Consider the following 14,438-nt stretch of genomic DNA (forward strand, 5'->3'; position numbering starts at 1 on the left):
TAACAAACAACAACTCAAGCCCCTTATAAATGAATCTGCTGGTTAATCTGATACTCCTGATATTGGTGCTTAGGCTCTCTTTTGATAAAAAGGTGATGCATTTCTTAGTCAATGGCCGTTGGCCCGGATTGATTATCATTCAGCACATTGTCTTCTGGCTGGTATTCTTATCGGTAAGCGGTTACATTTATCTGAACTTTTGGGACTTAAAAGAGGCGGCACTGCGGTTGTTATTTATGCTTTGCATTAACATCCCTGTTTATTTATTATGCTTTAGCGTTTTGGTACCAGCGTATTACCAGACGAAGCGCTATGGGGAATATGTACGCTACATTGCGGCTATTTTTGTAATTTCGAGTTTGGTGAGGATACTCATTGAGCCTCAACTTTTCGGGGCGGAGATTAATGGTAGTTATCTCTTTATGATCTACCTGATGCAGATCATCATCATTTTAGTTCCCTCCATTCAGGGCATTTCAAAATACAAACTAATTGCGGAGCGTGAACTTGCAGAACTCAGCCTGAGAAAAAAAGAAGCAGATCTCGAACTGCTAAAATCGAAAATAAATCCTCACTTTTTGTTTAATACCCTGAATAATATCTATTCGCACAGTTATGCTACAGATGGAAGCTCGGCCAATTTAATTAAGCAGTTAAGCCTATTGATGCAGTATACGACTTACGAAATTTCTAAAAACACCATACCGGTAGAGCGGGAATTGCAAATGATTATCGCCTTAAATAGCCTCTATCAATTAAAACATGGCTCCGAATTAGATATCGTTCTATCTTTCCCGGATGATAATCTATTTGAAATTGTTGAAATCCCACCAACTATTTATCTCACGCTGTTTGAAAATGCCATTAAATATGCAGCTATCGGATCCGACAAGACGGCCAGAATTAAAGCATCCGTGAGTATTTCTGACGTTCAGCTGGAATTTTACATTGAAAATTCAATCTCCAATAAAATCATCGACAGCGATGATACCACCTATCGTGGTGTAGGCATGAAAGTGCTTGAAAATATTCTCGAAAACCATTATCAAAGTAATTATAAATTTGAAAGCAGTAATGATGGTAGTGTATACAAAGCAATTTTAAACATCTATTTATGAAACCGATAAAGGCCATTTATGTTGATGATGAGGCTCCTGCGCTGGAACTCATCAAAAAATATTGTTTGGACATGCCCGAAATTGAACTCATGGATACCTTTTTAGATCCCAGAGAAGCCCTGGATGGCCTATTATTGGAATCTGTAGAACTATTGATCCTCGATATTGAGATGCCTGGCTTATCCGGAACAGACTTCCTGGCATTGGTTCCAAAAGGTAAACTCTGTATCTTCATCACTGCAGATCCGACCTATGCCGCCAAAGCTTTCGATATGGACGTTATCGACTACCTGGTTAAACCTGTTTTTCCTGACCGGTTCAAAAAAGCAGTTCAAAAAGCTATTGACTATTTGAAATTTTCGGCATCTGAAGCAGAACAATCCTACCTGACATTTAAATCTGACTACAAATTGAATAGGGTTTTATTGGATGATATACAGTGGATCGAAGGATTTCGTGAATACATTAAAATCGTAACCAGGTTTAAGCAGTATCTTGTATTACAACGGCTTTCAGATTTCATGAACAAAAACGGCGAACTGGGATTTGTCCGCATTCACAAATCGTATATTGTAAGAAAAAAAGATATTGTCTCCATAGGCGCCCAAAGTGTTCAGGTAAAAGGCGGCAAGCAATTACCCATTGGAAGAACCTATAAAGATTTGTTAAAATAAACTACTTAAAAACGCCTGGTTAGGGGTTCAGTTTTTTTGTTTTGGAAGCACACATTACCTGCCCAAATCAAAGCGGCGTTGGTGCATGGCTTTCTTTAATGAAAAGAAAAGCATCATATAATGCTGCCAAATTCACTTTATCGTACAAACTCACACTGCTTTTGGTACCATAGCCTACAAATCGCTGCGGTTTGACCAGGTTGTTGGGATTAAAGGCTTTAGTGAAGAAATAGACATTTTTTCTGGTCAATGTACCCAGTAATTCCTCCCATGAACCTTTGATCGGCTCTTCTAGTTGATAGGGCAACATCACAGTAGTGTTTACAGCCCGCGCATCGGTTGTTGCCCCAAATTCACCGATCGCCGTCCCTGTACCCAGAACGAAATAATTGTTGGGAAATAGTTTTAGCAGGTATTTTCCCGTTCCGCCAACAGAATTATCATATATCTCTTTTTTCCCAAGGTGGGCATCGTGTGCCCAGATAATCACTTTATCTTCCTTTCCTTTTATCATCAAAGCGGTATTGTGGGCCATGATGCTATCTCTCGGTACATATTGGGATTTTGGCTTAAACGGCTCAAATCCCTGTTTAAGATTGCTAATCGCCAACAGCAGATCAGACCGGAGGCTTGTTTCCATTCCTGTATTTTTAACTTGCTGTTCCAGGGAATCGGCGGTGAAATAGGCCTGGCCGCAATATTGGTTCAGTAACTTCCAATCTACCTTAAAATCTTTTTGGTTCATGCCAAACCAGGCCGCATCCTGGAGATTGGCAGCAGCACTCAAGCGCTCAACTGCTTTCGGGAAACTGTTCATACCTGCTTTTTTAAGCAAAAGCGTGATCATATCAACATCAGGCTTTTGAACCGGGAAGTCTATACCGTTTACCGAAACCTTTTTTTTGTGGCTTTGGTTATATACCCTGATCCAATCCAGCAGTTCCTTTGTTTCTTTGTTCTGCCAGATTCCGATCATATATTTTTTCATCAACGCAGTAACATCAGTTACCTGGTTTAACTGCTGGTTCATTAACCACATCTCGGCAACATCATTCTCGAAAGCAACATGATTAAATCCTTTTTCCTCGATCAATATCCTGCTGATATAATACCGGAGTTTATAAAACTCTGCCGTTCCGTGCGTCCCTTCTCCCAGGCCTACAATCTGCTTCTCCCCCATTTCGGCAATTAAGGGTTTAACGGAGGCTTTAAATTTTTCATAGCTTTCAAGCGAGACGTTCTTCAGCGATTTTTTTTGGACAACAGTTAATTTCGCCACCGTATCTTTTTGCTGGGCGAAAACGGCCTGGCTGTTGGACAGAAAAATGATGACCAGGCAAATGCTTATTAAGGTAATGTGTTTCATGATGTATTATTTTATGAAGCAAAAGAACAAGCATTTACCGGTGGCATGAAAAAAATCCGACCACAGGCTTTGCCTGCACGATCAATCAACCTGGGTGCCTGTTCGTCGTGCAAAACCGGAGGTTAGTCGGGCGGGAAAAACTATTTCAACTATTTTAGCGATTTTTGAAAGGTGAACAAAAGAACAGCCTTCAACTTCTCCACCATATTCGAAATCCTGATCTGGGTATTTTATGTTGTATTATATAAATATTCGTACCTGATCGAAAATTCGGGATTACAGCGAATTCCAGGTAACGATTTCCCATATCCCATGATCTGCCTGTTTGGAATTTGCAGTACATTACCCATTATTCCCTATTACCGGTGGGCCATTCCAAAACTGCTGCACCTGAAAAAATATATTGCCCTTATACTGATCACGGTAGTATACTTCATCTTTATGACGCCCTACATTAACATGTTCCTGGCCTGGATTTTCAGGCAGTTTACCTACGGCAGTCCGGTGTACGCCTATTTCGACCACCAGCACAGGGGCTTCTTTTCAGACTGGAACCTGATCATGACCGATTCGATAGCCTTTTTAAGCATCGCTTTCTCGAGGTTCTCCTACCAGAATGAAGTAATGCGGCACAAGGTAGAAACCGACCATTTGAAGCTCCAGTTAGACCTGTTAAAGGCGCAGCTCCAACCTCATTTTCTGTTCAATACGCTGAACAGTTTATACGGCATGAGCCTGGCACAATCTAAAGATACCTCCAGGTTTATTTTATTGCTGTCGCAAATGATGCAGTATATTTTGTATGATGGTAACCAGGAAGAGGTACCGCTAAGCGAAGAAGTTAATTTCTTAAAGGGATATTTCGAGATTGAGCAGAAAAAATTTCCGGAGGCTTCAATCCGGTTTAACATCCCCGAAACCATACCGGATGTGAAAGTGCCACCGCTATTATTTTTGCCTTTGGTAGAAAATGCGTTTAAGCATGGCAGGCACAAGCTGGAGAATAAGGCTGGCGTTACGGCCGGATTGTTGTTGGATCAACAGGGTTTGTTCTTCAAAATAGAAAATGAGATGTTGCCACCCCAGCCCTTAAAAAGCAACCGGGGCGGTATAGGATTAGTGAATATCAGAAAAAGACTGGAACTCTATTACCCGGGCAAACATAACCTCCGGGTACAGGAATTAAACGGTATGTATACAGCAGACCTCAGCATAACCTTGAAATGAAGTGTGTAATTTTAGACGATGAGCCATTTGCGCATGATGTGCTGAAACATTATATCGCACAAACCCCCGGCATGACGCTGGTAGCACAGTTCAGAAACTCAGTTGAAGCATTTGAATATTTGGGAAACCATCAGATTGATTTGCTTTTTCTGGACATCGAAATGCCGCTCATTAACGGCGTGAGCTTTCTGAAAGCGTTAAAAGATAAACCCAATACCATTTTTACAACTGCTTTTAAAGATTACGCTTTTGAAGGTTTTGAGCTGGGTGTGGCCGATTATCTTTTGAAGCCTTTTTCGTACGAGAGATTTATGAAGGCTATTGACAGGCTCTCGCCAAGGATTGAACCAGGCAATACCTTTGAAGACCAGCTGGTGATCAGGACAAAAGATGGCTACCTCACGATCAGACAGCAAGACATTAAATTAATTGAGGGCAACAAAGACTATATAAAAATCATCACCACTACCGGAACGCATTTGCTCTATCATACACTGAAGGGAATTTTGGGCAAATTGAACCAGAAATATTTCATCCAGTCGCACCGCTCCTACCTGGTTAATAAATTAGTTGTTGCCCGCATTGTACAGGATAGCCTGGTCCTCAACGACCAGCAATTTATTCCCATCGGACAAGCCTATAAAAAGCAATTATTGGAGAAGTTAGGCATTTAGGTTTGGTAATCATCAATTCATGGAGAAAACACAATAAGAAGCCAGGACATCCATCCTGGCCTTCATCATTAACTAACTATACTTCTATTTAAATCATTTGTGCAATTACCTGATCGTTTTATAAATCCAGTCTTTAATTAAGGTAAGTGCCGCTATTGAAACACCTGCCTGGATTTTCGAAATTTCTTTATTATCACAACTTTCGCAAGGCAATAGTAAATGGTTCAGCCCCTGAATTTTCACTGTGGTTACCTTCGTGTTTCCTCCCTCCGATGCAAACTTTTTCCAATTGGCCAGGTTATCATCTGCAGCTACCATTAAATCTTTATCGCCATTAATGGCGAGGATAGGAACTTTGACCTGACGAATGGTTTTTTCGGCATCGTAGCGTATAAAATAGCGGTACCAGGCCCCTTTCGAGTTTTGCACATAACTATAAATCGGAAAACGGAAATGGTCAAACGGGATATTCAGGGTTTTGAAATAGGCATCATCCTTAACTTTCCATTGCTGGTAAGCCTCGTTAAGCTTCATTTCCAGGCTATCGGAATTTGCATAACGATAAGCGGTTTTAAACATAATGGCATTAATTTCATTTGAGCGTTTCTTATCGTAATCAGGCAATGCCGATGCCGCAACAAGATCTGCGTTCTGTTTAAGCTGGGCATCCAATCCGCTCATGGCTAAACCGGCAATACTCACTAAAAATTTAACAGCTTTACTTTCAGCGGCTGCAATGGAGATGGCTGCTCCACCCTCGCTGTGCCCCATTAAACCGATTTTATCAGGATCGATATCTTTTCTCGATTTGAGGTAGGCCACTGCGGCAAGTGCATCTGTAGCAAAATCGCCCGTGGTGGCCGTTTCATAAACTCCAGTGGTGGTGCCTACGCCCCTGTCGTCGGTACGCAACATGGCAATGCCATGTGCTGCAAGATAGTTGGCCATCTGCTCGAAAATCCGGTGTCCGGCCATGGTACCGTTGCGGTCTTGCTTGCCCGTGCCCGATACCATCACCAAAGTTGGGAAGGATTTTTTGCCAACCGGTTTGCTCAGGGTACCGCCAAACACAATTTTTCCATCGGCGCTTTTAAAGCGAACACTATCTGACGTGACCTTAAAAACCCTTTCTCCCTGTGCACTGCAAGCAAAGGTCGAAAAGAGCAGAAAAATAAAAGCGAAATACCTCATTATTTGCCTGTTTTTGTCATATCCACCATAGCAGAAATCTCGTCTGCCAGTTCGGTAGCGCTGCCTTTAAAACCAACCGTAATGAAACGGGCATTTCCATTGGAATCTACAATTATTTTTTGCGGGATCCCCGAGAGGTTAAATGCCTTGCAAACGCGTTCGAATACTTCGCCGGTAGCTTTGGCATCTTTTGCTTTATTATCAAACAACACATTAAAATTGTAATGATTATCTTTAATATACCGGGCCACCTCTGCTTTATAATTTGCCGAACGTTCTTCGGTATCTACAAAGTAGAAAACAACATTTGGATCGCTTGCATATTTGTCGACAGCCAATTTCATTCCCGGAAAGGATGCTTTACAGGGCACACACCAGGTTGCCCAGAAATCGAAAACCACGGTTTTTCCTTTTAGGTCGCCCAACTTCACGGTTGCGCCGTTCAGATCTTCCATAGCAAAATCGACCATCGGCTTGCTGAACATTTCTTTTTTGATTTTTTCAGCCATTTTCTCGCCCCCGGCGCTATTTCTCAAACCGTTTAAATATTGGTCGTAACCCTTCTCACTGCCGGTTCTTTTGATGTACATATCCTTAAGCATCGATAGCATTTCAGCACTGCTCTGGTTTTCAAAAACGCTTTTTTCTAAAAGGGTTCTGAGCGCCGGCTTGTTGCCAAGATGGGTTAATATGCTGGCCAATTCTGCGTTCAGGGTAGCACTGGTGTACCCAAGCAATAATTTAGATTGGTTGGCATAAGCCAATGCCTGTTGGTAACGGCCCGCTGTATTTAATAAATGAGCGTGAATCGGCAAAATGCGTTTAGCGATAGATCCGTTTACGAATTTAACCCACTCTTCCGGAGAAAAATAAGCGTATTCATCCGGGCGGTTATCCCTGAGCATTTCGATTCTTTTTATTATTTTTTCAGAAACCGGAAGCAGTGCTTTTTCCGTTACTTCTTTCCTGCTGAAGGGAATTTCTACAATTTTATAATAAAGCGTTGGCAACATGCTAAAAGGCATTTTCCCGATGTATTTATCCAGCTCGGCATAATTCTTATCGGCATAAGCGCCCAAAACAATGATGTTCTGATAAATCGTCGGATAATCTATCCTGTTTTCGCGGGCAAATTCTTCATTGCCCCCTTGTTCCGGAAAATCGATCAAAAACTGCCTGTTAGCCTTTAAGAGCAGGCTCACATCCGATCCTACCGGCATCGCCTTAAAAGCATGCAAACGGGCCAGGCTACCCTTTGGGAAACGTTGTAGCATGACCTGATCAACTGAATCGGCAGCAGCCTTATCTTGCATGATCCGGAGGAGTATTCTTCTGGCGTTTAGTAAATCTGTCTCACTGGCATCGACTCTTCTAAGATAATTGAGCACCCTTTGTAATCGTGGCCCTGCATCATTTTTATAGGTTGCCTTTGTGGCCAGTGCATAAGGATAAACAAGGACTGATTTTGCCGATTGGTTAAAGCTTATCTCCTGATTTAACCAGTGGTAAGTTGCCGAATCACTGATGCCCTCAAATTTAATATAACCCGGAATATCCATTCCATATTTCGGGGAACGTGCCAACCCCCATCCGGCATAGGCACCCTTTGCCATTGCACCTGCGCGGTCTTTATCCAGGAACATGGTAAAATAACCGGCTTCCTTGTTATTATCTACCAGTGTATCGGCCTTAAATTTCACCGCAATTATTCCGCAATCGGCCGGCACCTTGTACGGCGCCTTCCAAACCTTACCAGTGGCGCTTAAGTTCAGGTCTGATGCATACCACTTGTAGTTCCGGTAAGCATAAACCACTGCCCTTACATTTTTCCGGTTGTTCAGTATAGTGCCTGCCGCATCGTAAACGATTTCAATCTCCTGGCCCGGATTAGCCCTTTCCGGAACAATGCGGAAGCTGCTCGGCGTTTGGGCAAATGCCGCAGCTACCCATAGCGAGAGCGTAATTAAGAACAGGGCTGATTTTTGAACTCTTTTTTTCATTGGGATCGGTTTAGCTGCCGGGCATCGTACCCGGCAGCATTTATTTGTGCTGTTATTGTTTTATTCAGGGATTTTTTTCCAGTTCAGGATTCAGATTGGTCAGGAATTCTGCGATCGGAAATACATACCTTTCGCTGTTTGGCGCAAGGGTATAGGTGGTACCGTTCACCGTACGCGTATAGGTACGCTGAAATGCTGTTTCGCTTTTTAACCTGCGCATATCCCACCAGCGCAGCATGCGCCCAATAAATTCCCTTCTCCGCTCCTCAATTACCTTAACCAATGCATCTGCCGGCGAAGAAGCCGTTAATGCTACGTAATCTGCCGGCTTGAACCGTTTGATTCTTAAGTTGTTTACCCATAACATGGCATTTGCTGCGTCGTTGTTCCTGGCAAAATATTCGGCTTTAATCAGCATCATTTCGGGTACGTTAGGTCCCACGTTACGTGTTTCGCCGATCCTTGCCTCGCGATAGCTGTATCGGCCGGTAAGTGTTGATGATATTGTTGATGCCGGAACAGTTAACAGCTGATAGCGTTGATCTGTTGTGCCAAGAAGGGAAAGAATTTCGTCACTCAAACGGTATGCTGTTGGCGAAAAGCTAAGCGCATTTCCTGCTGCAAGTTTCGATAGCAGAATCTCGGGGTCGGTAATGCGGCGCGGGTAATTTGCGCTGCTGACGCTGCTTAGTGCCCCCAAATCGTTAAGTGTGCTTCTTAACGCCAGTGCCATATCGGCATATTTATTTGCGTTTGCGTAATCGTTCATGTAAAGATAACAGCGGGCAAGCTCTCCATAGGCGCTTGCTTTTGATGGCAGGGTATTGTAGGCCTGTGAATTGGGTAAAGCGGGGATGGCGCTCGTCAGGTCTTCAATGATCTGGTTGTAAACCACCTGCAGCGATGCGCGGTTTAAACTTTGACTCATTGTTTGTTTTAAAATAAGTGGTACCCCGAGGTCTGTAGCTGCCGAACCTGCCTGGTAGGGTTTGGCATAGGTATTTACCAGCGCCAGGTACGCATCTGCCCTGTGCACTTTTGCCTCTGCGATCATCTCTGCTTTCTCGGCATCGGTTCCGTTTGCTGCCGGCAACTCCTGGATAATGGTATTGCAATAAAGAATGTTGCTGTATAACCTGTTCCAGTTATCGTCCTGCTCATAATTAGTACCTATTGGGAATATGACCGGTTTCCAGGTGTAACTATTGATGTAATAGCCATAGTTTAGCCCCCCTGTTAAGCCATTGATCTGGGCGGCATCAACGATATTGAGTTCATCAGATGCAAAATCGCCCAGGTTGGTGTTTTGCTCGAAGTTGGCAGGTGTATTAAGCAGGTATCTGTAATTGATAGCCTGGTTGGGTACCAAATTGCCCTGCGTTTTAATATCGACATATTTTTCGCATCCTGTTGAGAACAGCGCCACAACACCGATAAAAAATAATTTATATGACTGTTTCATATCAAAAAGATCAGAAATTAACATTAAGTGAGAAATTGTAAGAAGTGGTTGCCGGCAGCCCCAGTGTTGTTGAATTGAGCCCCGCCGTAAAATCAGGGTCGATACCCTCTTTATTTGCCTTCCATAATAAACCTAAGTTCCTAACAGAAAAACCAAAATTTGCAGCTTTTACGGCTTTGGTAAAACGTTGCGTCGGAATTTTATAAGTGAGCGAAAGCTCTCTCAACCTGATGTAATCGCCTTTTAATACATTGATATCAGACTGCTGATAACGGGTAAGGCTTACTGTTGCGAAGGTTCCGGCCACACCCGGAACGTTGGTAAGCTGCTCATCACCCGGTTTTTGCCAGCGCCTGGCTACATCCTCGCTCAAATCATAGCTTGTACCCGTTCTGGAAGAAGGGTAGGCACTGATGGTCGGCCTTAAAAATACACTTCCAAACTGGTAGGTGGCAATGGCCATAAGGGTGAAATCCTTGAATCTCACGCTCTGCGTATAACTGCCAAAATGCGGAGCTGTAGTCCTTCCTGCGTTGATCAGGGCATCAATGGAATTCAAATTCGCATTTGGGGCAACCTTGTTTCCATTCTGGTCGTACACCAGGGTCATGCCATTGGCGTCAAGCCCGGCATTTTTGTACACCAGCAGCTTATCTGTTGCATAACCCGAAATGTAACCGCTAAAGGCAGGACTTGCGAAAAAAGAAGAAGTGGGTATAAAACGGGTATCCTCTACCTTATTTACGTTATAAGCATAAGTTAATCTGCCGTTGATGTCCCAGTCTTTGTTCGTATAAAATATCCCGGCCAATGAAAGGTCTACTCCTTTTCCATTCAGCTCGCTGGTGTTACGGGTTAAACTGGTAACGCCATAAGTTCCGCTTATCGGGAAGTTATAAAAAAGGTCGGTACTGTGTTTGCGGTAAACCTCTACCGAGCCGGTAATTCTGTTTTTCAGGAATCCGAAATCCAAACCAAGGTTACTTACATAGGTTTTTTCCCAACGTAATTCGGGATTTGCCGGTGCAATAATACTTGCTGTGGGTAAGCCGGTTTGTGCATCAACACTTCCCAGTGCAATGTAGGTAAACGGGTATAATGATTTTGAAATATTACCATTAACCCCGTAGGTTGCCCTTATAGCCAGGTTCGAAATCCACGGAGCATTAGCCATAAACGATTCTTTATAAACATCCCACTTACCGCCTAATGAATAAAGCGGCGTAGCGCGGAAAGAACGGTCAAGGCCGAAGTTATTGTAATCATCATAACGCACACTGGCAGAAACCGTATATTTCGATCTGTAAGTGTAGGCCGCATTGCTGTAATATGACAGGTATCTTCTTGTTTTATCCAGCTGGCTTGGCGAGCCGCCCAATCCTTGGGTGTAACCATATAGGGTTGCGTAAGGTGTAGAAAAGTTTACCGAACGCGAAATACCGGTTCCCATGTTGTAGCCATACATGGTGCTTAAACCTGCCCCATCCTGCGTTTGCCTGATCTCGGCTCCTGCAATGGCATTGATTTGATGATCCTTTCCAAGAGTGGTATCATAATTTAACTGTCCCCTTAAGGTGTAATTATTGGTCGTATTGGTTCCGACATTTAAGATGCCGCTTCCGGCCGACAGACCAATACTGTTTACTGCTTTGCCCGATACCGGGATTGCGGTAAAAGTATTTACAAGGTCGCGGTAGTAATAAGTATTATCGTTGTAGAAATTACGGCTTGTTGAATTTGAGATTTCGGTATTGAAAAAAGCGTTGGCCGATAAGCCTTTAACAATCGGAACATTTAAATTAATGTTTGCACTGTAATTGTTATCCTTTTGGATATTGTCAGCATTCTCAATTTCATCAAGGGCATTGTATCCCCAGTTCAGAAAACCAGCTGGATAAAGCGCATTGCTTAACCATCCGCTGTAGAATTTTTTTGAATAGGAAACCCTGTTACCATTATCGTCGAGAATCTGATTGTAGGGCATAAAGGTTGCCAGAGAAGGGTTATAAAGGCTATTCAATCCGATACCGTTGGATTTGTAATTGAAAAACGAACCTTTTAAATTGGTTGATAGCGTAGCGATTTTGAACAGTTTGAACGTATTGTTAAGGGTTAATGTTAAACGACTTCCGCTAGTGCCCACGGCATAAGGATCTTCTTTGGTATACGATGCCGAATAGAAATAGGTTGAGTAGTTATTTCCGCCACCAATAGAGAAATTATAGGCCTGGGAAGTGGCGGGTCTTAACAGGTAATCCTCAATCTGCCCCCGGCTATCCCTGGCCGAAAGTTGTGCAATCTCGCTATCATAAGCAGCTTTCGTAATGGTACCGGCCTTGAGTTTAAATGCTAAATCAGTTACGGTGGCTACGTTTGTACTTAGGGCAGTGGTATTATTGGGTGCTATAATGATATTTTTAGCCACCAGTTCTTCTTCGTATGCAATGGTTTGGGCACTGGTCATGGTTCGTAAATAGCCCAGGTCAGGGTGGTTGGAAACCGATGCATTGACCGAGAAATTAATGGTAGGTGCCTGGCCGGCTTTACCGGCCTTGGTTGTAATAACCATTACTCCATTCGCAGCCCTGGTTCCCCAAATGGAAGCTGCAGCAGCATCTTTCAAAAAGGTAACATTCTCTACATCATTAGGATTGATGGTTGAAATATCGTATTCGGTGATCGCCCCATCCACTACAATCAGTGGAAAGGATTCTCCCTGCAGCGTACTTCTTCCCCTAACAAAAAAATTATAGTCGCTTGCACCTTTTGATCTTGTTCCGCTGCTTACCGAATTTTGTTTATTGCCGTAAACAAAACTGTTATCGCCCGAATTAATATTGATTTTTACACCCGGAACCTGCGATTCCAATCTGTACAGCAAGTTTGGCACCGGTACCTTTTCAATCTGTTCTTTGGTTACCAGTTCGGCCGACCCGGTACTTCTTTCTTTTGAGAGTTTCTGCAAACCTGTAGAAATTACATTGACCTCATTAAGCTGATTGGCACCCGAAAGTTTCATTGCGATAACGATATTACTCTGCGAGGCGACAACCGGATAGGTATAATTTTCGTAACCGACATAAGAAACACCGATAACCTGGGCGTTTTGCGGAACCGGCATACTGAAACGGCCATTTGCATCCGTCATGGTTACGCTATTCGAGGCATTACTTTTCAGTGTTGCTCCCGGTAGCGGGTTACCTGTTTCATCCACTACTTTTCCGGATAAGAAAAATCCATCTGACGGTGCAGCATTTGTTGGATTATTGCCTGTTACCGGTGCAAAATAGCTTTTATCGCGGGAAACGATGGTATAATTACCTTCACTCACATATAGAAATAAGAGATTATTGGGATACAATACACGTTTCAGTACCTCATCAAGATTTTTTGCCTTTAGGTTTTCTACATCCGTTGTTTTGCCCTGAACAATTTCGTGCTCATAGGCAAACTTAGCATTGTATTTTTTTGAGATCGAATTTAGTGCTGCTTCTACTGAAATGGTTTTCCCCGATTGTGCCATTGCCGGCGCAACAAAAATCACAGACATAAACAACAGATAAATCCAGCCGAGTAATCGGGTAAATCTTTTTTTCATTTTTGTTTGGTTGTTAGTTGATATATTAATAAAACAGTTAATTCCTGTTTTTCAGATAGATTGTTTTTCCTTCCTTTTTGACATCTACATCCAGGATATTTTTGAGCGTAAAGAGCAGGCTTTCTTCACTCCTGATCGAGATGGCACCGTCTATTTTCTTTTGCAGGAGCGCAGGGTTATCGACAATGACCGTGTAGCCATACAGATCTTCAAATTCTTGCAGGATATCGCTAACCTTTGTTTGGCTTACGATGAGCTTACCACTCAACCAGGCCGTTTGGGCTTCAGCTGTTTGCGTCTTCTGAACAGTAACTCCCTCCTGATCAAAATCAATCAGTTCTCCGGGATGAAGCATATACTTTCTGCCTGTCTTTTTAGATTGTACCTGAATTTTACCTTTTATAAGTGTGACATTGGTTTTGTGATGACGATCTTTCAGGTTAAACTCTGTACCCAAAACCTGCACCGCCACACCATTGGTAACCGCTACAAACAGTTCGCCCCGTTTGATCTGGGCTGGTGTTAAATTGAGGTGTTTAACTTTAAAATAAGCCTCGCCATCCAGGTTAACTTCCCTTCTTGCCTTCCAGTTAAAGGCCCGGGCATAACTTAAGGTAGAGTTTTTGTTCATCCTCACTTCAGAACCATCCGGTAAATACACCAGGAGATCTTCAGCGTAATCTGCCCTGACTACAACAGTAGAAAGGAAGTACCAGGAAAGACAGGCTGCCAACAGGATGATGCTTGCAGCACCCGAAAGCCAGATTGTTCTTATCCGTTTATTCTTTCTTTTTCGCTCGAACTGATTAATGGAAGCATTGATATCTGCTAAAAGATTTTCGCGAAAAGATGGAGAAACACCAATTTCGCTATCGCTTAAAATAAGCTTGAGCTGGATAACCGCACTTCGGTATGCCTGAATATTTTCAGGCGATTTTTCCGTCCAGTTACTCCAAAAGATTACATCATCAGGATAACTATATTTTACGAAACGTAAAAAGTCATCATCAGCTAAAAAATCTTCCGTTTGAAATAAATGGTAAAGTTTGCTGGTCATATTGATCATCCCCTCTTAGGTCTTTCAATATGAAGACAAGAAAAAAAATGAAATTACCCCACGGAATTTTA

At 42.8% G+C, this 14,438-nt stretch carries 10 protein-coding genes; 4 read left to right on the forward strand and 6 right to left on the reverse strand.

Annotated elements, in window-relative coordinates:
- The first annotated feature begins 95 nt into the window (after window positions 1–95).
- Window positions 96–1,118 (forward strand): sensor histidine kinase, encoded by a 1,023-nt coding sequence (locus ACFSR6_RS08340; RefSeq protein WP_379077514.1) that lies wholly within the window; start codon window positions 96–98, stop codon window positions 1,116–1,118.
- Window positions 1,115–1,792, forward strand: coding sequence for a LytR/AlgR family response regulator transcription factor (locus ACFSR6_RS08345; protein WP_379077516.1), 678 nt, complete (start codon window positions 1,115–1,117; stop codon window positions 1,790–1,792). The genes ACFSR6_RS08340 and ACFSR6_RS08345 overlap by 4 nt, the downstream gene beginning before the upstream one ends.
- Before the next feature lie 67 nt (window positions 1,793–1,859).
- Here ACFSR6_RS08345 and ACFSR6_RS08350 read toward each other — a convergent pair whose 3' ends face one another.
- Window positions 1,860–3,158: an erythromycin esterase family protein gene (locus ACFSR6_RS08350; RefSeq protein ID WP_379077519.1), complete on the reverse strand. Its 1,299-nt coding sequence runs from the start codon at window positions 3,156–3,158 to the stop codon at window positions 1,860–1,862.
- Window positions 3,159–3,329: 171 nt separating this feature from the next.
- Between ACFSR6_RS08350 and ACFSR6_RS08355 the strand changes: the two genes are divergently transcribed.
- Complete coding sequence (locus tag ACFSR6_RS08355) at window positions 3,330–4,385, forward strand: sensor histidine kinase (RefSeq protein WP_379077522.1); 1,056 nt, start codon at window positions 3,330–3,332, stop codon at window positions 4,383–4,385.
- Window positions 4,382–5,059, forward strand: coding sequence for a LytR/AlgR family response regulator transcription factor (locus ACFSR6_RS08360; protein WP_379077525.1), 678 nt, complete (start codon window positions 4,382–4,384; stop codon window positions 5,057–5,059). Before ACFSR6_RS08355 ends, ACFSR6_RS08360 begins: the two co-directional genes overlap by 4 nt.
- 105 nt (window positions 5,060–5,164) lie before the next feature.
- On the opposite strand, the gene ACFSR6_RS08365 is transcribed toward ACFSR6_RS08360, so the two are convergent.
- The 5 genes from ACFSR6_RS08365 to ACFSR6_RS08385 form a co-directional block, all read right to left on the reverse strand.
- Window positions 5,165–6,250 (reverse strand): alpha/beta hydrolase, encoded by a 1,086-nt coding sequence (locus ACFSR6_RS08365; protein WP_379077528.1) that lies wholly within the window; start codon window positions 6,248–6,250, stop codon window positions 5,165–5,167.
- Window positions 6,250–8,250, reverse strand: coding sequence for a TlpA family protein disulfide reductase (locus ACFSR6_RS08370; protein WP_379077530.1), 2,001 nt, complete (start codon window positions 8,248–8,250; stop codon window positions 6,250–6,252). The genes ACFSR6_RS08365 and ACFSR6_RS08370 overlap by 1 nt, the downstream gene beginning before the upstream one ends.
- Window positions 8,251–8,314: 64 nt before the next feature.
- Window positions 8,315–9,712: a RagB/SusD family nutrient uptake outer membrane protein gene (locus ACFSR6_RS08375; RefSeq protein WP_379077533.1), complete on the reverse strand. Its 1,398-nt coding sequence runs from the start codon at window positions 9,710–9,712 to the stop codon at window positions 8,315–8,317.
- A 10-nt stretch (window positions 9,713–9,722) separates the two neighbouring features.
- The gene (locus ACFSR6_RS08380; protein ID WP_379077536.1) at window positions 9,723–13,310 is read right to left on the reverse strand and encodes a SusC/RagA family TonB-linked outer membrane protein; all 3,588 of its coding nucleotides are present in this window, start codon (window positions 13,308–13,310) and stop codon (window positions 9,723–9,725) included.
- 37 nt (window positions 13,311–13,347) lie between these two features.
- Window positions 13,348–14,367, reverse strand: a complete 1,020-nt coding sequence (locus ACFSR6_RS08385) for a FecR family protein (protein WP_379077539.1) — start codon at window positions 14,365–14,367, stop codon at window positions 13,348–13,350.
- Between the last annotated feature and the right edge of the window lie 71 nt (window positions 14,368–14,438).

Origin of the sequence: Pedobacter vanadiisoli, from assembly GCF_042684385.1 — a bacterium.
GTDB classification, from domain to species: domain Bacteria; phylum Bacteroidota; class Bacteroidia; order Sphingobacteriales; family Sphingobacteriaceae; genus Pedobacter; species Pedobacter vanadiisoli.